Annotated in this window: 25 protein-coding genes; 13 read left to right on the top strand and 12 right to left on the bottom strand. The window is 72.1% G+C overall.

Annotation, left to right across the window (positions count from 1 at the left end):
- Positions 1–105 precede the first annotated feature (105 nt).
- Positions 106–1,347 (bottom strand): cyclase family protein, encoded by a 1,242-nt coding sequence (locus tag ACQPZF_RS16065; RefSeq protein ID WP_433272326.1) that lies wholly within the window; start codon positions 1,345–1,347, stop codon positions 106–108.
- A 272-nt stretch (positions 1,348–1,619) separates the two neighbouring features.
- Between ACQPZF_RS16065 and ACQPZF_RS16070 the strand changes: the two genes are divergently transcribed.
- The 3 genes from ACQPZF_RS16070 to ACQPZF_RS16080 all read left to right on the top strand — a co-directional run bounded on the left by ACQPZF_RS16070 (position 1,620) and on the right by ACQPZF_RS16080 (position 3,206).
- Positions 1,620–2,054 (top strand): DUF6010 family protein, encoded by a 435-nt coding sequence (locus ACQPZF_RS16070; protein WP_433272328.1) that lies wholly within the window; start codon positions 1,620–1,622, stop codon positions 2,052–2,054.
- A gap of 102 nt (positions 2,055–2,156) precedes the next feature.
- Positions 2,157–2,519 carry a PLD nuclease N-terminal domain-containing protein gene (locus tag ACQPZF_RS16075; RefSeq protein WP_433272330.1) on the top strand — a complete coding sequence of 121 codons (363 nt, stop codon included), beginning with the start codon at positions 2,157–2,159 and terminating at the stop codon, positions 2,517–2,519.
- Between the two features lie 102 nt (positions 2,520–2,621).
- Complete coding sequence (locus tag ACQPZF_RS16080) at positions 2,622–3,206, top strand: helix-turn-helix domain-containing protein (RefSeq protein WP_433272332.1); 585 nt, start codon at positions 2,622–2,624, stop codon at positions 3,204–3,206.
- 109 nt (positions 3,207–3,315) lie between these two features.
- Here the strand turns inward: ACQPZF_RS16080 and ACQPZF_RS16085 are convergent, their stop codons facing one another.
- Positions 3,316–3,768, bottom strand: a complete 453-nt coding sequence (locus tag ACQPZF_RS16085; RefSeq protein ID WP_433272334.1) for a nuclear transport factor 2 family protein — start codon at positions 3,766–3,768, stop codon at positions 3,316–3,318.
- 93 nt (positions 3,769–3,861) lie between these two features.
- Between ACQPZF_RS16085 and ACQPZF_RS16090 the strand changes: the two genes are divergently transcribed.
- From ACQPZF_RS16090 to ACQPZF_RS16110, 5 genes are all read left to right on the top strand, one after another.
- Positions 3,862–4,479 (top strand): TetR/AcrR family transcriptional regulator, encoded by a 618-nt coding sequence (locus tag ACQPZF_RS16090; protein ID WP_433272336.1) that lies wholly within the window; start codon positions 3,862–3,864, stop codon positions 4,477–4,479.
- A gap of 113 nt (positions 4,480–4,592) precedes the next feature.
- The gene (locus ACQPZF_RS16095) at positions 4,593–5,381 is read left to right on the top strand and encodes an NYN domain-containing protein (protein WP_433272338.1); all 789 of its coding nucleotides are present in this window, start codon (positions 4,593–4,595) and stop codon (positions 5,379–5,381) included.
- A 75-nt stretch (positions 5,382–5,456) separates the two neighbouring features.
- Complete coding sequence (locus tag ACQPZF_RS16100; protein WP_433272340.1) at positions 5,457–6,131, top strand: dienelactone hydrolase family protein; 675 nt, start codon at positions 5,457–5,459, stop codon at positions 6,129–6,131.
- 30 nt (positions 6,132–6,161) lie between these two features.
- The gene (locus ACQPZF_RS16105; protein ID WP_433272342.1) at positions 6,162–6,533 is read left to right on the top strand and encodes an iron chaperone; all 372 of its coding nucleotides are present in this window, start codon (positions 6,162–6,164) and stop codon (positions 6,531–6,533) included.
- A 22-nt stretch (positions 6,534–6,555) separates the two neighbouring features.
- Entirely contained in the window at positions 6,556–6,801 is a 246-nt protein-coding gene (locus tag ACQPZF_RS16110; RefSeq protein ID WP_433272344.1) for a DUF2268 domain-containing putative Zn-dependent protease, read from the top strand.
- A 39-nt stretch (positions 6,802–6,840) separates the two neighbouring features.
- On the opposite strand, the gene ACQPZF_RS16115 is transcribed toward ACQPZF_RS16110, so the two are convergent.
- From ACQPZF_RS16115 to ACQPZF_RS16145, 7 genes are all read right to left on the bottom strand, one after another.
- Positions 6,841–7,845, bottom strand: coding sequence for a helix-turn-helix transcriptional regulator (locus tag ACQPZF_RS16115; RefSeq protein ID WP_433272346.1), 1,005 nt, complete (start codon positions 7,843–7,845; stop codon positions 6,841–6,843).
- A gap of 80 nt (positions 7,846–7,925) precedes the next feature.
- On the bottom strand, positions 7,926–9,023 hold the full coding sequence (locus ACQPZF_RS16120) for an FAD-dependent oxidoreductase (protein ID WP_433272348.1): 1,098 nt from the start codon (positions 9,021–9,023) through the stop codon (positions 7,926–7,928).
- Positions 9,024–9,160: 137 nt separating this feature from the next.
- Complete coding sequence (locus ACQPZF_RS16125) at positions 9,161–9,349, bottom strand: DUF3072 domain-containing protein (protein ID WP_433272350.1); 189 nt, start codon at positions 9,347–9,349, stop codon at positions 9,161–9,163.
- Positions 9,350–9,422: 73 nt separating this feature from the next.
- On the bottom strand, positions 9,423–10,634 hold the full coding sequence (locus ACQPZF_RS16130; protein ID WP_433272352.1) for a cytochrome P450 family protein: 1,212 nt from the start codon (positions 10,632–10,634) through the stop codon (positions 9,423–9,425).
- 48 nt (positions 10,635–10,682) lie between these two features.
- Positions 10,683–11,336 (bottom strand): DUF2306 domain-containing protein, encoded by a 654-nt coding sequence (locus tag ACQPZF_RS16135; RefSeq protein ID WP_433272354.1) that lies wholly within the window; start codon positions 11,334–11,336, stop codon positions 10,683–10,685.
- Positions 11,337–11,415: 79 nt separating this feature from the next.
- On the bottom strand, positions 11,416–12,333 hold the full coding sequence (locus ACQPZF_RS16140) for an SDR family oxidoreductase (protein WP_433272356.1): 918 nt from the start codon (positions 12,331–12,333) through the stop codon (positions 11,416–11,418).
- A complete protein-coding gene (locus ACQPZF_RS16145) occupies positions 12,330–13,748 on the bottom strand; it encodes an MFS transporter (protein WP_433272358.1) in 1,419 nt (472 codons plus the stop codon). The genes ACQPZF_RS16140 and ACQPZF_RS16145 overlap by 4 nt, the downstream gene beginning before the upstream one ends.
- A 139-nt stretch (positions 13,749–13,887) precedes the next feature.
- Between ACQPZF_RS16145 and ACQPZF_RS16150 the strand changes: the two genes are divergently transcribed.
- The 4 genes from ACQPZF_RS16150 (at position 13,888) to ACQPZF_RS16165 (ending at position 18,733) form a co-directional block, all read left to right on the top strand.
- Positions 13,888–14,577, top strand: coding sequence for a TetR/AcrR family transcriptional regulator (locus tag ACQPZF_RS16150; protein ID WP_433272360.1), 690 nt, complete (start codon positions 13,888–13,890; stop codon positions 14,575–14,577).
- Between the two features lie 279 nt (positions 14,578–14,856).
- On the top strand, positions 14,857–17,001 hold the full coding sequence (locus tag ACQPZF_RS16155; protein ID WP_433272362.1) for an amylo-alpha-1,6-glucosidase: 2,145 nt from the start codon (positions 14,857–14,859) through the stop codon (positions 16,999–17,001).
- A gap of 5 nt (positions 17,002–17,006) precedes the next feature.
- Positions 17,007–18,143, top strand: coding sequence for a glycosyltransferase family 4 protein (locus tag ACQPZF_RS16160; protein WP_433272364.1), 1,137 nt, complete (start codon positions 17,007–17,009; stop codon positions 18,141–18,143).
- A gap of 119 nt (positions 18,144–18,262) precedes the next feature.
- The gene (locus ACQPZF_RS16165) at positions 18,263–18,733 is read left to right on the top strand and encodes a VOC family protein (RefSeq protein ID WP_433272366.1); all 471 of its coding nucleotides are present in this window, start codon (positions 18,263–18,265) and stop codon (positions 18,731–18,733) included.
- A gap of 29 nt (positions 18,734–18,762) precedes the next feature.
- Here ACQPZF_RS16165 and ACQPZF_RS16170 read toward each other — a convergent pair whose 3' ends face one another.
- Entirely contained in the window at positions 18,763–19,224 is a 462-nt protein-coding gene (locus ACQPZF_RS16170; RefSeq protein WP_433272368.1) for a VOC family protein, read from the bottom strand.
- Positions 19,225–19,455: 231 nt separating this feature from the next.
- Here ACQPZF_RS16170 and ACQPZF_RS16175 point away from each other — a divergent pair, with 231 nt between their 5' ends.
- Positions 19,456–20,853 carry a hypothetical protein gene (locus tag ACQPZF_RS16175; protein WP_433272370.1) on the top strand — a complete coding sequence of 466 codons (1,398 nt, stop codon included), beginning with the start codon at positions 19,456–19,458 and terminating at the stop codon, positions 20,851–20,853.
- Here the strand turns inward: ACQPZF_RS16175 and ACQPZF_RS16180 are convergent.
- Both ACQPZF_RS16180 and ACQPZF_RS16185 read right to left on the bottom strand, forming a co-directional pair.
- Positions 20,850–21,527, bottom strand: coding sequence for a response regulator (locus ACQPZF_RS16180; protein WP_433272372.1), 678 nt, complete (start codon positions 21,525–21,527; stop codon positions 20,850–20,852). The two genes, ACQPZF_RS16175 and ACQPZF_RS16180, sit on opposite strands and share 4 nt — an antisense overlap.
- The gene (locus ACQPZF_RS16185) at positions 21,524–22,636 is read right to left on the bottom strand and encodes a histidine kinase (protein WP_433272374.1); all 1,113 of its coding nucleotides are present in this window, start codon (positions 22,634–22,636) and stop codon (positions 21,524–21,526) included. Before ACQPZF_RS16185 ends, ACQPZF_RS16180 begins: the two co-directional genes overlap by 4 nt.
- Positions 22,637–22,790 lie beyond the last annotated feature (154 nt).

Genomic DNA, 22,790 nt, shown 5'->3' on the forward strand with positions numbered 1-22,790 from the left:
ACGAGGGCGGCGGGTCGATGCCGCCGCCCTCGTCGTGTGTCGCGGGTGGCTGTCTGTCGCTCTCGTCGGGTGGCGGGTCGATGTCGCCGCTTTCGTCGTGCGCGGTCAGCGCCGTCGGGGTTGGCCCAGTGCGGCGGGCGGCGTGTTGCCCGCCGTGGCTCCTTGCGAGTACTGCGGCGTCACGATGAACACGAACTCGTAGACCCGGTCGGCGGCGAGGCGCTCCACGACGTAGGACTCGCCGATGCGGATGCCGTGGCGCATGAGCAGCTCCTGGTGCACCGGGAACGCGGTGCCGTCGCCGTTGACCGGGTTGCCGACCACCTCCAGCGCCCAGCTATCGCCGCCGACGATCGCGGGCCGGAAGCGGGACAGCCAGCGCGCCTCGCGCAGGTAGATGCCGGGCAGGCCGCGGGCGCCCTCCCAGCGGGCGATGTCGGCCGGGTCGCGGCGGGCCAGGAGGTGGCTCCAACCGGTGTGGAACAGCACGGCGTCACCGGGTTCGAGGTGCCGGATGCCGCCGAACTCCATCGCGTCCTTGATGTCCTCGACGGTGATGCGGTAGTTCTCGCGCAGCAGCGGACGGCCGTTGCTCGCGGGCTCCGCCAGGTCCTCCACGCGGTCGCGGGCGAGTTTCACGCCCAGCACGTCCAGCAGCACGCCGCGGGTGACCACCGGACCCATGTTCTCCGCGCCGAGCCGGACCGTGCCGTGGCCGCGGGCGATGTCCGGGCCGCGCAGGCCGTTGTAGAAGAACTCGGCCGCGCCGACGTGGTTGAGGTTGTCGAGCTGGCTGCCGATCTGGAAGGTCGTGGCCAGCGGCTTCGGGTGCCTGGGCGAGAACTCCGCCTCGAACCGCTCCTCGTGCGCGCTGAGCCGGTTGGCGCCCAGCGGTTCCAGCCCCACCAGGACGCCGCCCTCCTCCCGGAACCCGGGCGGCGGCGGATAACCCCAGATGGTGAGCCGCTGCTGGTAGGTGCGGCGGGGATCGGTGACGAAGGCGGGGAAGCCGTTCCACATCAGCTCGCCGAGGTTGTAGGTGGTGACCTCGCGGCGGGCCCGCAGCAGCCCCAGCGCCGCGGCGGTCTTGGCCGGGGTGACCTCGTTGAGCGCGCCACGCTGGTCGTCCGGCCCGTACCGGCTGGGCGCCCAGTCGGACAGGTTCGCGGGGTCGGCGTAGTCGAACGGCGTGTCGTCCAACCCGTGGGCGTCAGGCTGGGCGGCTGCGGGCTGGGCGGCGGTGGCTCCCACCAGGCCGGCAACGCCGGCGGCTCCCGCGATCCGGAGCACGTCACGGCGGCCCACCTGGTGCCGGGCGAGGTAGTTGCGCAGCAGGTCGGGGTTCACGCGGCGACTCCTTCAGCACGAGGGCTACCGATGACCTGTACCGGTTGCGCGGCGACGAGCGCAACAGCAATCACCTCGATCTGCACCAAAAGACCTGCGAACGTCCGCAAGATTCCGCCACTGATCGTCCCGCCGGCGAGATCCGTCGGTCGTCGTCCCGCCGGCGAGAACCCGTTGGTGATTGTCCCGCCGGCCACTCCCGAGGCGGACCGCGGCTTCCTAACGTCTGGGTTGCCAGTCCCCACCCTCGTCCAGCGAAGGCAATCCCACCCATGACCGTGGTCGCACCAATCCTGATCGGCGTCCTGTACGTCCTCGTCAACTCGCTCATCCGGGAACCGCACCGACGCCACTTCAACGCCGTCCTGGTCGGCGGCGCCGGAGCCGCCTACCTCAGCGGCGGCGGCTTCGGCCTGTGGGAGTTCGCCTTCACCATCGTCGCGACCTACTGCGCCTACCGCGGCCTGGAGTCGTGGGCGTTCATCGGTGTCGCCTGGCTCCTGCACACCGCCTGGGACGTGGCCCACCACCTGAAGGGCAATCCCATCATCCCCTTCGCCGACCACTCGTCCCTGGGCTGCGCCATCTGCGACCCCGTGATCGCCGTGTGGTGCCTGGCCGGCGGCCCCTCGGTCACCGGACTGCTCCGCGCCCGCTTCACCCGCCGAGCCGGCCACACCACCGGGAACGCGCACGATCCGGCCTGAGCGCCGTCGGCCGCGAAACGCGTGCGGCGCAAGCTGATCGGCCGGTGTGCACCGGAAGCGCCCTGCGCTACCCTGCCCCGACGACTTTGGGGGTTGTGGGCGATGTTCTATTTCGGTGGCCTCTTCGGCGTGCTCACGCTGGGCCTGTGGCTGTTCTGCCTGATCGACGTCATCACCACCGACGACGGCGACGCCCGGCACCTGCCCAAGGTGGGCTGGCTGCTGATCGTGCTGTTCTTCCCGCTGGTCGGCTCGATCGCCTGGCTGCTCGCGGGCAGGCCGGTGCGACCGGTCGGCGGGCAGCGGGCCTACGAGCGCGACATGCCGGCCTTCCCCGAGTACGACCGCCCCGGGCGGATGGCCGCCACCGACCTGGAGTCCGACGCGGAGTTCCTGCGCCGCTGCCGTGAACGCGCCGAGGAGCAGCGTCGCAAAGCCCGCGGTGCGGAGGGAGAGGCCCGGTAGGTCGCTTCGTCCACAGTGGACTTGCCACGTGGGCGGCCGGCACCGGGCACGAGTTGGCAAAGTTCTTTGCGAAGTGCGCAAAACGTGGGTCAGAGTGGCCGGATGAGCGACGAGTTCGATTCCGTGCTGGCCGAGGTCGGTCCACGGCTGCGCGAGCTGCGCCGCCGCAGCGGCGCCACCCTGACCGCCCTGTCGGAGAGCACCGGCATCCCGGTCAGCACCCTGTCCCGGCTGGAGTCCGGGCAGCGCAAGCCGGGCCTGCAACTGCTGCTGCCGCTGGCCCGGGTCTACCAGGTGCCGCTGGACGAACTGGTCGGCGCCCCGCCCAGCGGCGACCCGCGGGTCTACCCCAGGCCGTTCACCCGCAACGGCATGACGGTCATCCCGCTGACCCGCAAACCCGGTGGGCTCCAGGCGTTCAAGCAGGTCCTCCCGGCGGGCCCGAACGACCTCGAACCCGATCCCCGCTCCCACGAGGGGTACCACTGGCTGTACGTCCTGAGCGGACGGCTCCGCCTGGTGCTCGGCGACCAGGACCTCGTCCTCGCCGCCGGCGAGGTCGCCGAGTTCGACACCCACCTCCCGCACTGGTTCGGCAACGCCGACGAGCGGCCGGTGGAGTTCCTGAGCATCCTCGGCCCCCAAGGCGAGCGCTTCCACATCAGAGCCCGCTACCGGCCCACCTGAGCCGCCGCCCTCGGGCGGTGAAGGCGTTCCGGTGAGCGGAGGTCGACCCGGTCCACGCCGGCCCCTGATCGCGCAACGGGGCGACGACACCGGGCACCCGCCCGCGCACTCACGGCCGCGAGTCCCCGCCGCCGAACGCCGCCAGCGCGTCCGAACCGCCCAGCACCTCGGCGGCGGCCAGTGGGCTCCAGTAGTCGCGGTAGGACGCGATCTCGCCGTCCCGTGCGGTGAGGACCGCGGCGTACCGCATCCGGTACGGCCGGTCGGTGGCCACGACACGGCCCGCCGCCTCGAACTCGGCCACGACGACATCGGGATCGGTCGTCCGGTGGACGGTCCGCGCGGTGATCTCCCGCACGTCCAGCAGGTCGGGATAGCCGCGCAGGTACTCCTCGATGGCCGCGCGGCCGGTCAGCCGGGCCGGGTAGCCGGCCGGGGCGAACGGGAACTCGAAGATCCCGTCGGCCGCCCACAGGCCGGCGTAACCGGTCATGTCCTTGGCCAACAGCAGGCTCAGCGACTGGTGGAACAGGTCTTCGGCGGTACGCGGTGCTTCGGCCACGGCACGACTCCTCAGAAAGTGGACGATACGGTCCCGTCCCGTCCGCCACGTTAGACGGAACGGGACCGTCCCGTCCACCCGTATAGTGGCCGCATGGCCGAACGCACCCGACGCGCCCCGACCGGAGCCGCCGTCCTGCGACCGCGGATCACCTCGTCCATCACCGAGGCCGTGCTGGACGAGTTGGTCGAGAAGGGCTACGGGCGGCTGTCGATGGAGGCCGTGGCCAAACGCGCCGGTGTCGGGAAGAGCGCCCTCTACCGCCGCTGGCCGGCCAAGCAGGACATGGTCATCGCGGTGCTCTCCGAGTTCAGCGTGCCGTGGGCCGAAGTGCCCGACACCGGATCACTGCGCGGGGACCTGCTCGCGACCGTGCGCGCGGTCCGGGACTGGCTGGCCCACCCCCGGTTCGCCACGATCCTGCCCGACCTGACCGCCGAGGCCGCCCGCAACCCGGCGCTGGCCGCCGCGATCCAGGCCACCATCGGCGAACCCAGGCGGGCCCTCGGCGCGGCCACCCTGCGCCGCGCGGTCGACCGCGGCGAACTGCCCACCGACCTGGACGTCGACCTCGCCCTGGACCTCCTCGCCGCGCCCGTCTACTGGCGGCTCAACGTCCGCCGCGCACCCGTCGAACCCGACTACCTGGACGAACTGGTCGACCACGTCCTCCGCGCGCTCGACGCCCGACCCGCCCGCGAACCGCGCTGACCGGCGGCGGGTGCATCATCCGGTTCGCCGCCGCCGGCGGTCCGGTGTTCGACGCGCCGTCGCCGGAGCCGATGATGTGGTGCCGGTGTCCGACCACGAGGGGCAGGTCCAGCATGGTGTTGATCAGCGAGAACGCGGCCAGGCTCGCGGTGCTCATCGACGCGGACAACGCCCGGCCCGCGATCACCGAGGCGCTGTTGGCCGAGGTCGCCAAGTACGGCACCGCGCACGTCAAACGCGCCTACGGCGACTGGACCGGCACGAGCCTGAAGGGCTGGAAGGACAAGCTGCTCGCCCAGTCGATCCAGCCGATCCAGCAGTTCGCGTACGTCACCGGCAAGAACGCCACCGACGCGGCGATGGTCATCGACGCGATGGACCTGCTGTACACGGGCCGGTTCGACGGGTTCTGCATCGTCTCCAGCGACAGCGACTTCACCCGCCTGGCGTCGCGCCTGCGCGAGTCCGGCCTGACCGTGTACGGGTTCGGCGAACGCAAGACGCCGAAACCGTTCGTCGCGGCCTGCGACAAGTTCATCTACATCGAAAACCTCGCCTCTCCGGAGAGCGACGTCGCGACGGCCGACGCGGTACCTCCGTCGCCCGCGCGCACCTCCGCGCAGCTCAAAGCCGACACAGCGCTGGTGAACCAACTGCGCAACGCCGTCGAGGCCGCCTCCGACGACGACGGGTGGGCCGCGCTGGCGTCGGTCGGGCACATCATCACCAAGCAACGGCCCGACTTCGACTCCCGCAGCTACGGCTACGCCAAGCTCAGCGACCTGATGGCCGCGACCACCCTGTTCGAGCTGGAGCGCCGCAGCCCCGGCGAGGGCAAGCCGGGCGTCATCTACGCCCGGGACAAGCAGCCGCGTCCGGACAAGAAACCCAAGCCCACCTGACCGGACGACCCGGGTTTCGACGGTCCGGCCAAGGCAATCCGGGAACGACCGTCCTGCTCGTGCGGATCGAGGGGTGTGGAGGACGTCGTGTTCCTGGACGAAGACGTGCGGATACCGCTGGACGTCGCCCGGCTGGACGCCCGGCTCTCGATGCCGACCCGGAACAGCGGTGTGGTGGTGTTCGCGCACGGCAGCGGCAGCGGGCGGCACAGTCCGCGCAACCGGCACGTGGCCGAGCTGCTCCAGCGGGAGCACCTGGGCACCGTCCTGCTCGACCTGCTCACCCCGGACGAGGAGCGGCGCGACGCGGAGACCCGCGAGCTGCGCTTCGACATCCCGGTGCTGGCCGGGCGACTCGCCGCCGTCGTGGACTGGCTGGCGGACCAGGTGGCGACCGGCAACCACCCGATCGGCCTGTTCGGCGCGAGCACCGGGGCTGCCGCCGCGCTCGTCGCCGCCGCGGAACGGCCGGCCGCGGTGCGTGCGGTGGTCTCCCGGGGCGGGCGGCCCGACCTGGCCGGGGACGCGCTCACCCGCGTCCTGGCGCCGACGCTGCTGATCGTCGGCGAGCGGGACGAAGAGGTCGTGGAACTCAACCGGCAGGCCGCGCGGCGGTTGGGCGCCGGCGGGGAGCTGGAGGTCGTGCCCGGCGCGGGGCACCTGTTCGAGGAACCCGGCGCGCTCGACCACGTCGCCCGGTCCGCCGCGCGGTGGTTCCACCGGAACGTCGGCAGCGCACCGGTCTCCTGACCGCCCTGTGGGCCGTGCCACACTGGCGACATGGGTAAGGCGCAGACGATCGACGAGTACCTTGAGGGCTTCACCGGGCAGGGCCGCGAGCTGCTGGAGCAGTTGCGCGCGCTGGCCCGCGAGGCGGTGCCCGATGCGACCGAGGCGATCAAATGGGGCGATCCCACGTGGGTGCACCCGTCCGGGACGATCCTGTTCATGGTCGGCGGCTTCTCCAAGCACGCGACCATCGCGTTCACCCCGAGCACCCGCCAGGCGTTCGACGAGGAACTCACCGACTTCACCACCGGCAAGGGCTCGGTCAAGCTCCCGTACGGCCGGCCGGTGCCGGCGGAACTGCTGCGCCGGATGATCGAGTTCCGGGTCCGCGAGCACGAGGACGACGGCGTGCTGTGGATGTGAGCCGAGGTCGACCGGAACCGCGGTGTTCGCCAAGGTCGTGTCCGGGCTGGAGGTGACCGGCATGCGGAACTTCGCCGCGTGGGTGCACGGCGACGCGACCGCCGCCAGGTTCGGCGCGACCCCGGTCGGGCTGCCGACCGGCGCCGGCTACGCCGTGGGCAACCGACTCGTGGACGCCTACCTGTCCGCGACGGGACGCACCGCGGCGGAGGCGCTGCCGGCCGACAGCCGGGAAGTCGTCGACACGGCCCTCGACCGCATCCGCTAGTTCCGCGTGACCACGGCGAACCACCGGCACGCGTTCGGCTCAGCGGGTCGGCGGCGGCGTGCCGGGTGGGCTGGTCGCGGCTTCGGCGTAGCGGCGGGCCAGGCGCGCGAAAGCGTCCTTGAGCTCGGGCGGCCCGACGACCTCGATGTCGGCGTCGAACTGCCCGATGGCGGCGGCCAGGCCGGGCCACGACCACGAGCCCAGGACGAGCCGGCAGCGGTCCGGGCCGAGTTCTTCGACGACGCCGTCGCGGGTGTGGTCGGCCACGACGGCGGCGGGCAGGTCGAGGATCACCTCGCCGCGGCAGGGCCAGTCACCCGAGCCGGCGGAACCCCGGAACCGCCCGGCCACGAACGCGGCCACGTCACCTCCGGGCAGCTCACGCGGGGTGAAACGGGGCCCCGTGGGAATGCGCGGGCTGATCCGGTCCGCGCGGAAGATGCGCCAGTCCGCGCGGTCGAGGTCCCAGGCGACGAGGTACCAGCGCCCACCCCGGGTGACGAGGTGGTGGGGCTGCACCCGGCGCGGCGGGGTCGGCACTCCGTCGCGGTCCGCTCCGGGCGGGTAGTCGAACCGCAGCACTTCGCGCGCGTGGACGGCGGCGCTGAGCGTCATGAGCACGGCACTGTCGACCTGCGGGGCCGGCCGGGTCGAGGGCCACCCGACAGCAGTGACCCGGAGGCTGTCGACACGGCGGCGCAACCGCGCGGGCATGACCTGCCGAACGGTGTTCAGCGCACGCACCGCGGCCTCCTCGATCCCCGCGCCGGTGGTGGTGGCGATCTGGAGCGCGACGGCGAGGGCGACGGCCTGCTCGTCGTCGAACAGCAATGGCGGCAGCTCCATGCCGGCGTCGAGCCGGTACCCGCCGTCAGGCCCCTTGACGGCGGCTATGGGGTAGCCGAGTTCGCGCAGGCGGTCGACATCACGACGCACCGTGCGCGGACTGACATCCAGCCGCTCGGCCAGCAGCGCACCCGGCCAGTCCCGGCGCGCCTGGAGCAGCGAGAGCAGGGAGAGCAGTCGCGCTGAGGTCTTCGGCACGACTCCATGGTGCCCGAAGAAGCGGACACACCCTGGCCTCTTCCCCGGCGATCGTCTCCGGCGCGGACGTCTTGAATCTCTCAATCCCCGAACCCCGGAGCGGCAGCCACCCGCCCGGTATCCGGAAACGACCCGTGCCCGAAGAGGACACGAGCCGCAACGGCCCGCCCCAAAGACGTGCGCAGCACCGAGAACGCAGCCTCAACCGCACCCGGCCGGCGCAAACCGGCCAGCCCACGTCGCAACAGAAGGCGACCACGAAACCGGGCACGCAACGAAGCACCGTCGTAGTGCCGCAACACCGAGGGATCACCAGTGCGCAGGTAATCCCCGGCAACCGCGGCAGCAAGCTGCGACATGCGCAGACACGGGTCCAGCCCACCAGCGGTCAACGGAGACACCGCCCCCGCCGCATCCCCCACGAGCAACCCCTCGGCACAGACGATCCGACGCAGCACACCGCCGACCGGAATCGGCCCACCGCGGCGCCGCACCGGCCCGGCGGCCGGCGGCACCTCCGGGAACCCGCCGCGGAACGTCCGCAGCAACCGCGGCAGCGGCGCGGCAAGCCGGTCGGGCTCCCCGGCCAACCCGACATGCGCCTCCCTGCCGTCGTCGACGAGCCAAGCGAGGTAACCGGGCGCGAGCCGCGGATCGAGCACGCAGTGAAACGTCGGCACCGCCCCACCCGCTCCCACCGGGAACACCTCCTCGACACCGACGATCAGCCGCCGGTTGACATCGAGCCCGAGCCGACGGGCCACCGTAGACCGGGCTCCATCGGCACCGATGGTGAAGCGGGCCGTGATCCCCGAGAACGGGTACGTGACACCGAGGCGCACCCGCGCACCGGCCGACTCGGCTTCGGCCAGCGCCGCCGCATAGATGCCGGCCATGTCGGCAACCCGGAACTCGTCACGCGAGCTGATCAACTCGACCGGTGCGCGCAACGACGGCGGGTAGAGCAGGACACGACGCACCGCGGGCCCGAGACAGCGGTCCGGTAACGCGAAGTCCGAGAACGTCCGCCGCACGAAGATGCCGGTGGTCCGGATGCCGATGTCGAGGCTGCTGCGCCGTTCGCACACCAGCACGTCGAAGCCCTGCGACGCGAGCAGGCGCGCCGTGTGCAGACCGGCGAGCCCGGCGCCGACAACGAGCACATCCACGGTTTCCATGTCGGCCGAACGTATCGCCACCGGACCGGCCGGCCCGCCGTCACCACAACACCTCCACCGGACCTCCACACCGCCCGCACGGAAGGGTCACGTGTCCAAGCGCGAGCGGGCCGGATCACGGTGCCGCGGGAGGGCGGTCAACGGCCGCGGCCGGTCGCGGCCTGGAGGCGGTCGATTAGCTGGGAGGCCTCGACCTTGGTCAGCCCGTCGGGCACCGACTCGCCCGCTTCCTGCGCCAGCGTGCGCAGGTACGACTCCTGGGGCCCGGTCATCGGCTCGTCGCCGGTCGTCCAGTCCTCCGGGTCCTTCTCCGGTGTGCGGTTCACGGACGTCTCCCTTCACTCGAACGCTCGTTCGAGGTACCCGCGACCGGACACGGCCAATCGTGCCGAAGGCGAGTCAGGCGGGGCGGAGGCGGGCCGGCAGGGCCTGGTGCCCGTTGGAGATGAACGAGCGGACCGGGCGCAGCTCGCCCGGGGGCACGGCGAGGGCGAGGTCGGGGAAGCGGTCGAACAGGGCGGGCAGGGCGATCTCGGCTTGCAGGTGGGCCAGTGGCGCGCCCAGGCAGTAGTGGACGCCGTAGCCGAAGGCGATGTGGGTCTTGTCGGGACGGGTGATGTCGAACGCGTCGGCGGTGGGGCCGTGCAGTCCCGGGTCGCGGCCGGCTGCGGCGTAGGCGGGCAGGATCGCGTCACCGCGGCGGATGACGACGCCGTCCAGCTCGATGTCGTCCACGGCGTAGCGCAGCGGCACGTTCGTCACCGGGGCCTGCCACCGCAGGGTCTCCTCGGTCACGTCGCGCCAGCGGAACTCCCCGGACCGCACCCGCGCGAGCTGGTCGGGGTGGGCGAGCAGGGCGGCGATGGCGTGGTCGAGCAGGTTCACGGTGGTCTCGTGGCCTGCCGCGACGAACAGCAGCAGGGTGCCGACGAGTTCGGACTCGGTAAGCCGGTCGTTGTCCTCGGCGCGGGCCGCGATCAGGTCGCTGGTGAGGTCGTCGCCCGGCTCGCGGCGGCGGATCGCCACCAGGTCGTTCAAGATTTCGTACATGCGGTGCTCGTTCGCCTTCGCTTCGGCGGGTGTGGCGGTGGTGTCGAAGAGGACGTCCACCGACTGCCGGAGTCCGGGGCGGACGTCGTCGGGCACGCCGAACAGTCGGCAGACGACCTCGATCGGCAACGGGTAGGCGTATCCCGTGCGCAGGTCTGCCACGTCCGGCCCGGCGGCTAGTTTGTCCAACAGGTCGTCCGCGATACGGCTGATCGCGGGCCGCAGCGATTCCGTGCGGCGGGGTGTGAAGCCCTTGGACACCAGGGACCGCAATCTGCGGTGGTTGTCGCCCTGCGCGGTGAACATTGTCCGGGGCGAGATCCACATGTGCAGTTGCCAATCCTCGGTGACCCGGCCCTCCCGCCACGCGGGCCAGTGCTGGCGCGGGTCCTTGGACACCCAAGGGTCGCTGAACAGCTTCTTGATCTGGTCGATCCCGCTGACCAACCAGGCGATCACGCCGCCCGGCAGCTCGACGAGCGTCGGCGATCCACGTTCCCGGAGGCGGGCGCCTTCGCCGTGGATGTCCTGGCCGGTCGGGTCCAAGGGGAACGGTTGCATGAATTCATGGTGATTACCGGGGTGCTGCCGGGTACACCGCTGAGAGGCTTATCGCCCCGAACGAAGTACCGGCGCATTCTGGGGAGTGCGCTCACCGCGGCGGGCCGTCGTGCGGTGCAGGATGAAGTACTCGGCCACGAGGACGTTGCCGAGGATGGACGCCCACGCGGCGGCGGTGTAGATCTCGTCGAACGCCAGCGAGGGGACCGACTGCTTCAGCAGCAGGCCGAGGATCAGGTAGACCCGCAACGTCACCCCGGCGAACGTCAGGGCGTAGTTGCGGATCATCCAGATCCGGTGCAGCCCCACCTCGCCGCGGCGGATGCTCCGGTAGCCCTTGACCAAGGTGTACAGCCACGCCGCCGCGAGCAGGTAGAACCCGACCCGGACCGCGAAACCGCTGAGCGAGAACGTGGCGGCGAACAAGGACGCGACCGTGGCGATCAGGACGCTGACCATGTACACCCGGCCCGCGATCCGGTGCAGCCGCGGCCTGCGGACGCGCAACCGGTTAACGAACTGGAACGGGCCGATGATCATCGCGAGGCCACCGGGCACGGCGTGCACCGCGAGGGTCAGGTAGTGCACCGCCACGTCCGGGTCGATCGGCACGCTGCTGTCGGCCGGGTTCCCGGTCAGGTACGGCGGCACCGCGTAGGCGGCGATACCGACCGCCGACACCGCGAGGAGCACCCACAGCACCCACCACCGGCGGCGGGTAGTTCCAGACACAGATCCGGCGGACATAGGAAGACTCCAATGCGCTTGGTGGTGGGCCGCTTCACGCGGAGTTCGAAGTCCGCGTCGGCGTGAACGCCCCGGCGTAGTCGCGCGCGAAGTCGGACAGGTCCCGGGCGGGGTGCCCGGTGAGGTCGGCGACGGCGGTGTGGACATCGGCCGCCTCGCCCCGGGCGTAGTGCGCGTAGTCCTCGACCAGGCCGTCGGCCTGCCATTCCGGCAGCACCCCGCGCAGCGACGCGGCGAACGCCGAGGCCGACACGTCGGCGAACGTGATCGGCCGGCCGGTCGCGTCGGACAGCTCGCGGGCGATCTCGTGGTGGGTCACCGCGCGCGGCCCGGTCAGGGTGTAGGCACGGCCGGTGTGCCCGGCCTCCGTGAGCACGACCGCCGCCGCGTCGGCTATGTCGCGGGTGTCGACGGCACTCACGGCGGCGTCGCCGATCGGCGCGCCGAACCACCCCTGCGCGGCGATGGTGCCGGCGAAGCCCAGCAGTCCCTGGAAGAACAGGTTGGGGCGCAGCACGGTGCACTCCAGGCCGAGGGTGCGCACGTGCGCCTCCACGGCGGCGTGCCAGCGCAGGAACCGCACCGGGGAGTCGGCCGTCGCCGCGTACTGGGACAGCAGCACCAGCCGGGGCACCCCGGCGCGCCGGGCGAGGTCGGCGAACCGGCTCTGGATGTCCGCGGCGTTCGGGGTGGAGGGGCTGTTCAGGAACGCCACGTCCACCCCGTCCAGCGCGGCGGTGACGGCGGACGGGTCGCGCAGGTCCGCGACGACCGGCTCGACCCCGGCCGGGAAGGCCGTTGCCCGGTCGTGGGCGCGGGTCATCGCGCGCACCCGCGTCCCCCGCGCCCGCAACGCCGGGACCAGCAGCGAGCCGATCCCTCCGGTCGCGCCGGTCACCAACACGGTCGATTCCTGCATGGTCTTCTCCTTGTGGGCGGCCGGTCCGCTCACGGCTGTTCCCCGTCGGCGGGGGAGGACCGGCGGTGGGTCGTGGGGACCACGGACAGGGCGGCGGCGAGCAGCGCGAGCACGGCGGCGCCGAGGAAAGCGGTCGGGTAGGCGATGCCGTCCCCGGAGCCGGAGCCGGTGGCCACGGCGATCAGGGCGGCGAGTCCGAGCGCCCCGCCAAGCTGACGGGTGGCGTTGATCAGGCCGCTGAGCAGGCCGGCTTCCCCCGGGGTGGCTCCGGAGACCGCGACCGTGGTGGCGTGGACGAAACCGAGCCCGAGGCCGGAGCCGATCAGCAGGAACGGGCCGAGCAGCGCCGTGGCGTACCCGCCGTCGGAGCTGCCCAGCGCCAGCCACAGCAGCCCGGCGGACAGCGCGGCCATCGCGCTCGTCATCGCCACCCGGGCACCCAGCAGCCGGGCCGACCACGGAGCGGCGAAACCGCCCACGGTGATCATCACGGCGATCGGTAGCTGGCTCAGCCCCGTGGTCAACGGCGACATCCCGAGGACGCGCTGCTGGTACTGGGGCAGGAAGTAGAACAGTCCCACCGACACCGCACCCAGCAGCAGCATCACGGTGTTCGCCGTGACCACCGGACCCCGGCGGAAGACGCCGAGCGGCACGAGCGGTTGGGGCGAGCGCCGCTCCGCGACGACGAACGCACCCAGCGCGGCGACGCCGACCGCCAGGCTCGCCACGGTGCCCGGCGAACCCCACCCGACCTCGGGAGCGGAGATCAGCCCGAGGGCCAGCGCCGACGTGCCGAGGGTGATCGTCGCCGCCCCGGGCAGGTCGAACCGTCCCGGTCGCGCGGGGGACGGCGGAATCGCCGACCACACCGCGGCGGCCACGAGGACCCCGATCGGCACCGGCAGCCAGAACACCGCCGGCCAGCCCAGGGCCTGGGTCACCAGGCCGCCGGCGCCGACTCCGAGCAGGCTGCCGGCCCCGGCGACGCCGCCCCAGATCCCCAGCGCACGACGTCGCTCGTCGGCCGCGGGGTAGAGACCGAGCAGGAGCGACAGGGCGGCCGGAACCAGCACCGCGGCCCCTGCTCCCTGCACGGTCCGCGCGGCGATCAGCACCTCCGCGGTGGTGGCGAGGGCGCACACCACGGACGCGGCCACGTAGGTCGCGAGACCGGACAGGAACACCTTCCGACCGCCGAGCACATCGGCGAGCCGGCCACCGAGCAGCAGCAGTCCCGCGAAGGCGATCAGGTAGCTGTCGACGACCCAGGACAGTTCGGGCGTGGTCAGCGGCAGAGCGGCGCGCATGACGGGCGCGGCGAGATTCACCATGGCGGAGTCGAGGATCACCACGCCCGCAGCCGCGGCGAGCCCGGCCACCGCGAGGCCACGCGAGACGACCCGGGGAGCGGGTGCCCGCTGGGCGGAGGGGTCTTTGACGCCCACGACGTGATCTCCTTCTTCTTGTTAGAAGCTCTAACGCAAGCAAGTATGCATAGCGGGTACGAAGGGAGCAAGCAGAACTTCGGGCAGTCTTACGGTCGAGCCGGCATGTTAGGGTTGCGAGCCCTGGAGGAGGTCCGCGATGTCAACAGGAGCCACCCGCAGCCCGATGCGGGAGCGGTTCCGCGAGCAGGTCCGCGAAGACGTGAAGGCGGCGGCGTTGGACCAGCTCGCCGCGGGTGGGGCCCAGGCGATCTCCATCAACGCCATCGCCAAGCAGCTCGGGGTGTCCGGACCGGCGCTGTACCGGTACTTCGCCAACCGGGACGACCTGCTGACCGCACTGGTCGTCGACGCCTACGGCGACCTGCGCGACGCCTTGGCGGGCGCCCTGGACGCCGGCGGGTCCGCCATCGGCCCGGAAGACCGGGTCCGCCGGGTGGCCTGGGCGTACCGGGCCTGGGCGCTGGCCCAGCCGCACCGGTACGAGCTGCTGTTCAAGCCCCCGCTGCCGGGCTACGAAGCGCACGCCGAGCCGCTCGCCGCCGCCGCCCGGTCGCTCATGGCGATCCTGCTGGGCGCCCTGCACGACCTCGACCTCGCGGACCCGTCCGCGACCGACGACCGGCCGGCGACCTACCGGCACGAGGACGTGCTCGCCGCACGCGGCGCGGGCGCCGCGGAGTTCCTGCTCGGCGTCTCCGTGTGGACGCGTCTGCACGGCATCGTCAGCCTCGAACTGGGTGGGGGCTTCGCGGCGATGCACCTCGACGCCGACGCGCTGTTCGGGCACGAGGTGGAAGTCCTCGTCCAGCGGATCGAGCCGCGGTGATCTCCGGGAGGGACCGGTTCTCCCGCTCCCACCCTCCGCGTCGGCTCCCGCCGTTGCCCTCGGTCGGACCGGCGGACACGATCGGGTGGTAAGGGCGGGTCTCCCCTGGGGCTGCCGACTTCCCGGGGGACGGGTGTCGTTTGGCCGTCCGGATGCGTGGCACCCGTGGTGGACCCCGGTCGGCCGGGGAGACACGTACCTGACCGCGGGTGAAGCCGCCCCGCGAGGTCGCACCAGGCGTCGGAGCCCGGTGGTCCGACGGTGCGGAGGAGGCGGGCAATGACCGACAGTGGTTGGGCTTTCGACGGCGAGCCGGTCGCGTTGTCATCCGACACGGTGACGCTGGTGCACGGGACCTCGTTCTGCGTGTGCGGCAGCAACGGCGAGATCGACGGCGCCGCCGCCCAGGGCGTGTTCTTCCAGGACACCAGGATCGTGTCCGGTTGGTCCGTGCGGGTGGACGGCACGGCCGTGGAGCACATCACGACGGTGACACCGGATCCGTTCCGGATGACGTTCGTCGGTCGTGGCCGGTCGCGCCGGCGCGACGCCGAGAGCACCCTCCTCGTGCGCCGCGAGCGGTACGTCGGCGAGGGGATGCGCGAGGACGTCCTGCTGCGCAACTTCGGCCGGGAAACCGCCGAGCACCTGGTGACGGTGCACGTGGAGGCGGACTTCGCGGACCTCTTCGAGGTCAAGGAAGGCCGGGTCCGCGCGCTGGGGGAGCACCGCTCGGAGGTCGCCGAGGACGAACTGGCCCTGGGCCGGTGGCTGGACGGCCGCAGCCGCGGTGTGCGCGTGCGGGCGGACGGAGCCGAGTACTCGCCGTCCACCCTCACCTTCCACGTGGTGATCCCGCCGAAGGGGCAGTGGTCGACGTGCGTGACGGTGCAACCGGTGGTGGACGGCGAGGCGGCGGAGTCGATCTTCCCGCTCGGGCGGCCCATCTACGAGTCGGTCCCGTTCCAGCGCGCCCGGCACTGGCGCAGGGCCGCGCCCGTGCTGAGGTACGCGGGCAAGCCGGCGCTGGCCGCGGTGTTGCAGCGCAGCCGGCAGGACCTGGGCGCGCTGAGGATCTTCGACCCGCAGCGGCCCGAGGACATCGCGGTCGCCGCGGGCGCTCCCTGGTTCATGACGCTGTTCGGCCGGGACTCGATCCTCGCGTCGCTGATGTCCCTGCCCATCGACCCCACCCTGGCCCTCGGGACGGTGCGGATCCTCGCCCACCACCAGGGCACGAAGGTCGAGCCGAACAGCGAGGAGGAACCCGGCCGCATCCTGCACGAGATGCGGTTCGGCGCCGACGTCTCGCTGGCATTGGGCGGCAGCAACGTCTACTACGGCACCGCGGACGCCACCCCGCTGTTCGTGGTGCTGCTGGGCGAGCTGTCGCGGTGGGGCATCGACCGGGACCAGGTCGCGACGATGATCCCGCACGCCGACCGCGCGCTGGAGTGGATCGAGCGGTACGGCGACCGGGACGGCGACGGGTTCGTGGAGTACCAGCGGGCGACCGGGCGCGGACTCGTCAACCAGGGGTGGAAGGACTCCTGGGACGGGATCAACTTCGCCGACGGCCGGATCGCGCGGGGGCCCATCGCGTTGTGCGAGGTCCAGGGCTACGTCTACGCCGCCTACCTGGCACGGGCGTGCCTGTGCGACGACTTCGACGACCCGGCCGGCGCACGGCGCTGGCGGGACCGCGCGGCGCGGCTCAGGGAGCTGTTCAACCAGCGGTTCTGGCTGCCCGACCTCGGCCGCTACGCGGTCGCGCTGGACGGTGACAAGCAACCGGTGGACGCCCTCACCTCGAACGTCGGCCACTGCCTGTGGAGCGGGATCGTGGACGAGGACAACGCCGCGCGGGTCGCCGAGTCCCTGCTCGCGCCCGAGATGTTCACCGGCTGGGGCGTGCGGACCCTCGCCTCCGACATGGGTGCGTACAACCCGATGAGCTACCACAACGGATCGGTGTGGCCGCACGACAACGCCCTCGTCGCGGACGGGCTCATGCGGTACGGCTTCGTGGAGGGCGCGCAGCGGGTGGCCACCGCGATCTTCGACGCCGCCGAGGCGTTCGGCGGGGGACTGCCCGAACTGCTGTGCGGGTTCGACCGCGCCGACTACCGGGAGCCGATCCCGTACCCGACTTCGTGCTCGCCCCAGGCCTGGGCATCGGCCTCACCCGTGCACCTGCTGAGGGTGCTGCTGCGGGTGCAGCCGTACGCGCCGGGCCGTCGCGTGTGGCTGGCGCCCGTGTTGCCGGAGTCGTTCGGACCGATCGCGCTCGACGGCGTGCCGATGGTCGGCGCACGGGTCTCCATGGAGATCGACGGCGACGACGTCCGGGTGAGCGGACTGCCCGAGGACGTGGAGTTGATCCTCGGACCCGCCGGCTGCTGCCCCGACCCGGAAGGCGGGTGAGTCGGATGGGACGACCGCTGCGCGTAGCGATGATCGCCCCGCCGTGGCTCGAACTGCCGCCTTCCGCGTACGGCGGCATCGAGTCGATGTGCGCCGACCTGGTGGACCGGTTGGTCGCGCGCGGCAACGACGTGGTCCTCGTCGGGGTCGGCCGCAACGGCACGACCGCCGACTTCGTCACGACGTCGGACCACCCCCAGGCGGACCGGATGGGGCAGGCCCTGCCGGAGTTGGTGCACGCCACCGCGCTGCCCGGGATTCTGGCCGAGTTGGACGTCGACGTGGTGCACGACCACAGCATGGCCGGCCCCCTGCTGGCCGGCGGCCGTCCGGTGCCCACCGTGGTCACCGCGCACGGGCCGGTGGCCGGTGAGATGGGCCGCTACTACCGCGGCCTGTCCGGCAGCGTGCGACTCGTGGCCGTCTCGGACGCGCAGCGCCGGATCGCCGCGGACATCGACTGGGCCGGCACCGTGCACAACGCCGTCTCCGTCGCCTGCTTCCCGTTCCGGCGTGACAAGGAGGACTTCGTCCTGTTCCTCGGGCGGGCCACCCCGGAGAAGGGCATCCCCCAGGCGATCGCCGCCGCCGCCGACGCGGGCGTCCGACTCCGCATCGCGGCCAAGTGCCGCGAGCCGGAGGAACAGGACTACTTCCACCGCGAGATCGCGCCACGGCTCGGCCCCGGCGTCGAATGGCTCGGCGAGGTGGATCGCGACGGCAAGCTCGAACTGCTGACCGCCGCCCGCTGCCTGCTGTTCCCGATCCGCTGGGACGAGCCGTTCGGGATGGTGATGGTCGAGGCGATGGCCTGCGGCACCCCGGTGGTCGCCTGCCGGCGCGGCTCCGTCCCGGAGGTGGTCGTGCACGGCGAGACCGGCTTCATCTGCGACGACCACGCGTCCTTGGTCGCGGCGCTGCGCCGAGTCGACGAGCTGTCGGCCGACCGGTGCCGCGCCGAGACGGCCCGCCGGTTCGACGTCGAGCTGATGACCGCCCGGTACGAGGACGTCTACCGGGCCGCCGTCACCAAGCCGCGGTGGGCGACGTCCTACCGCCGTGCCGGCGCGGCGAAGCCGACCCCGGTCATCGGCCGTCACGTGCTGCCCGGCGACCTGTCGGCGGAGGGCGACGCGGTCTAGCTGCGCGGGCGCGTCGAACCGGGCCGGATGTGTTCTTGTCGTCCTACGTGGGAGGGTCGGCTCGCCTGAACACGCACACCCGCCGGCGCACCCGGCGGCGTCCCCGAATGGAGATCACCATGGACGACACCGACCAGCGAGGCCCCGGGCGCGGGAAGATCCAGCGGATGGACAACGTCGCGATCGTCGTGGACGACCTCGCGGCTGCGAAGGCGTTCTTCGCCGAACTCGGACTGGAGCTGGAGGGCGAGGCGACCGTCCAGGGCAGCGAGGTGGATCGTCTCGTCGGGCTAGTGGGAGTCCGTTCGGACATCGCGATGATGCGCACCCCGGACGGCCACGGACGGCTTGAGCTGACCAAGTACCACACGCCGTCGAGCCCGGCCGGCGACCCGCGCGCTCCGGCGAACACGCTGGGCGCGCATCGCGTCATGTTCGCCGTCGACGACATCGACGACATCCTCGACCGGTTGAGGCCACACGGAGCCGAACTCCTCGGCGAACTGGTGCAGTACGAGAACAGCTACCGGCTCTGCTACCTCCGCGGCCCCGCGGGCATCCTCGTGGCACTCGCCGAGCCGACCACGTGATGATCACCATGGGCTGGGCCCCCCGGCGGTCAGTCCAAACAGAACTCGTTGCCCTCGGGGTCGGTCATCACGATGAAGCCGGCGCTCAGCGGGGGAGTGGGCTCGTGCCGCTGCACCCGCTTCGCCCCCAGCGCGACGAGCCGGTCACACTCGGCCTCCAGCGCCGCCATCCGCTCCTCGCCCTGCAACCCGGGAGCCGCCCGGACGTCGAGGTGGACGCGGTTCTTGGCAATCTTCTCTTCCGGCACCTGCTGGAAGAACAGCCGCGGGCCGTGCCCGTCCGGGTCCTCGATGGCCGACCTCGTGTTGCGCTGGTCCTCCGGCACGCCGATCCGCGCGAGGAAGTCGTCCCACGCGGCCAGCGGGTCGGCGCCCTCGGGCAGCTCGACTCCGGGCGGTCCGGGGTGGACGTAGCCCAGCGCGTCGCGCCAGAAGGAGGACAGCGCCCGCGGGTCGTGGGCGTCGAAGGTGATCTGGATGTGGCGGCTCATGGGGTTCTCCGTTCCTAGCGGAGGTCTGGCACCTCCACGGGGTCACTCTGACACCTTTCGCGGACAGCTTCAGTCCGCGATCGCCGGCCGTTCCCGGACGACAAAGGAGATGATCGTCACCGCGGCGTTCGACGCCGGCCGGCCGCACCGATGCGGCCGGGATGCCGAAAACCCGACGTAGGCTCCGCGCCGGGGCCGCACTCCGCCCGCGATCACCACCGGGAGAAACGGATGTCGGAGCCGACGCTACCTGCGGACACGTCCACCCGCCCGCCGATGGCCGTGACGTCGAGCGGCCCTCGGCGGTCGGTGGCGCGCCGGGTGGCGAGCGTACTCGCCGGTGTGCTGGGCACGGTGTTCTTCACCGCGGGCTATGTCGCCGCGATCACCGGGTTCCTCGCGCTGCTCCTGGCGGTCCTCGGGTTGGGTCTCACGATGATGGCCTCCGGGGAAGGGGAAGACCCGGGATCGGTCGGGGACCTGTGGTCGACGTTCGGACCGAGGGCGCTGTGGGCGATCGGGATCGGGCTCGTCGTGCTCCAAGCCGGTCTCCTCCTGGTGCGCGGCCGGCGTCGACTCGTGCTGTTCCTGCGGCGGTTCGGGCACAGCGAGGCCACTCACGCGGCGACGGTCGCGACCCGGCACATCGGGCGGTCGTGGCGGTTGATCACGTTGGACGACGCCCGCATCACCCCGGTCGGCGTGGGCGCCGCCTCCCGCTCTTTCCTGCGCACCGCCAAGGTCTTCCAAGCGATCGGCACGGTGGTCGTCCCGATCGGCAGGTTGCTGGGCAAACTCGTGTTCTACACCGCGATCGCCTCCGCCTGGGGTCTGGCGCTCACCGCCGCGGCCACCGCGCTCTACACCGATGGAGACTTCGGGGTGCGGTTCGAGACCACCTTCTCGCTGCTCGACATCACCGAACCCGTCGGCGGCCCGCCGGGCGAGTGGTTCCGGCGGTGCGCGTACGTCCTGCTCGGCTGCGGCGCGCTGTTCCTCGGCTGGTCGGCCCTGACGCTGGGCTTCGCGCTGGTGGTGTCCCCCTACCTGGTGGTCCTCGGGCAAGTGGTCGATGCCGTCCTCATGGCGGAGAGCGTGAAGAGGTTCCGGATCGACGGCCTCGCCGACATCGTGCAGGCCCGGTTGGTGGCGCGCATGCTCAGCAGGCGGGTGATCGCACCGAGGCTCGCCGTGATGACCGTCGACTCGCGGGTGTGGCAGCTCGCGGTCGGCGGACTGGCCGCCGTGTCCGCCGTCCCGCTCGTGGACGTCTCCCACCCCACCGAGAACATCCTGTGGGAGGTCGAGCAGATGACCCGCCGCTTCGGCCGCCGCTGCGTCTTCATCGCCGACCGCGACCGGGTCGGCGAGCTGACCGGTCCCGCCGAGCCGGGCTCCGTGGCCGCCCGGCAACAGGAACTGCTCCGTGGTCACCGGGTGCTGACCTACACCAACGACGAATCGGGCATCAAGGCGTTCGCCCGTGCGCTGCGGGCCACCCTCGAAGCCGCCGCGCGGCAACCCCGACCTCGTACCCGGCCACCCGACCCGATCACCTGGGAGATGATGGGCCAGGCTCGCCGGGAGCACATCCGGAAGATGAGAGCCCTGCACCGGGCACGGCGCTAGCGGGGACGCCGAGCTTCGGAGCGCGGGACCACCAAGCCCGATTCGTAGGCGAGGACGACGAGCTGCGCGCGGTCGCGGGCGTGGAGTTTGGTCATCGCCCGGTTGACGTGGGTCTTCGCGGTCAGCGGGCTGATCACCATGCGGTCGGCGATCTGGTCGTTGGACAGGCCCCGCGCGACCAGGGCGACGGCCTCGCGTTCGCGGTTGGTCAGTTCCTCCAGCCCCGTGGCGGCGTCGGTGTCGAGCGGCTGCGCGACGTACCGGTCGATCAGCTTGCGGGTGATCGACGGCGCGAGCAGGGCGTCGCCGCGCGCCGCGACGCGGACGGCGTGCAGGAAGTCCTCCGGCTGGATGTCCTTGACCAGGAATCCGGCCGCGCCGGCGCGCAGGGCGTGGAAGACGTGTTCGTCCAGGCCGTAATTGGTCAGGATGACGACGTGCACCGCGTCGAGGCTCGGGTCCGCGGCGATGCGCCGGGTCGCCTCGATGCCGTCCACGACGGGCATCCGGATGTCGATGAGCGCGATGTCGGGCAAGTGTTCTCGGGCGAGCGCCACGCCCTGCTCGCCGTCGGCGGCCTCGGCCACCACCTCGATGTCGTCCTCGATGTCGAGGAGCGCGCGGAACCCGCTGCGGATGAGCGGCTGGTCGTCGACCAGCAGGACACGGATCACGGCGTCCGGTCCACCGGGAGTTCGGCGTGGACGGTGAAGCCGCCCTCGCTGCGCGGCGCCGCCCGCAGCCGACCGCCGAGGGCGGTGACGCGTTCCCGCATCCCGAGCAGCCCGACGCCGGGCGCGGTGTCCGATGTGGCCTTCCCGTCGTCGTCGACCCGGATGACCAGGACGTCGGGACGGTAGTCGATCCGGACCGACGCGGTGGCCGCGGCAGCGTGGCGGGCGATGTTGGTCAGCGACTCCTGGACGATCCGGTAGGCGGTCCGGTCCACCGCGGCCGGCACGTCGTTCCGGTGGCCCTCGATCGTCAGCTTCGCGTCCAGACCGGTCGTCCGGGCCCGCCGCACCAGTTCCGGGACGTGGTCGAGCCCGTGCGCCGGGTTCTGGTCGTCGTCGCGCAGCGCTGCCAAGGTGGCGCGCAGTTCCCGGGCCGCCTCGCGACCGGCCTCCCGGATCGCCAGCAGCGCCTCCGGCACCTCGTCACCCCGCTTGCGGGCGAGGTGCACGGCGACTTCGGCCTGCAGCTTGATGACGGAGATCTGGTGGGTGAGCGAATCGTGCAGCTCCCGCGCGATGTGCAGCCGCTCCTCGTCGGCACGGCGTCGCGCGGTCTCCTCGCGGGTGCGCTCGGCCTCGTCCGCCCGGCGCTCGGCCTGCCGCAGCGCTTCCCCCGCCGCGCCGGCGGCGATCAGCCAGGCGATCTGGAGGACGTCCCTGGACTGCGTGAACGCCTCGCCCACCGGCCAGTGCTGGGGAGAGGCGAGGAGCGCGAGCGGCAGGGTGGCGAGCATGAGCACCGAACCCGCCACCGCGACGACGCGGTGTCCGGCCCGCACCGCGGCGTACACCGCGAACAGGTACGCGACGACCGGCACGTCGAACCCGACGGCCTGGTACCCCAGCGCGCTCAACCCCGTCACGGCCAGCACGGCGACCGGAGCCCGGCGTCGCGCCGCCAGCGCCAGACCGCCCGCGATCAACAACGCGTGGCCCAGCGGGTCGAGACCCGTCGCGAGGTGGTGCCCGGACAGCCCGGCTACCAGCAGGGACGCCGCCACGCCGACGGCGATCGCCCAGTCCCGGACGGCGATCCACCCCCTGGTCATGCGTGCACCCTAGCCGGACGTCCGCGTGGGCGACTCCTACGTGGAGAGGATCAATCGCCTACCGCGCACGCGGTACATCCGCGGCTCCTACGGCATCGGCGGTAGCGCGGATTGTCCGCGTCCGCACAACGACCGGAGGCGGGGCCGGCGGACA

This window comes from Actinosynnema sp. CS-041913 (assembly GCF_050942485.1).
Lineage (GTDB): Bacteria > Actinomycetota > Actinomycetes > Mycobacteriales > Pseudonocardiaceae > Actinosynnema.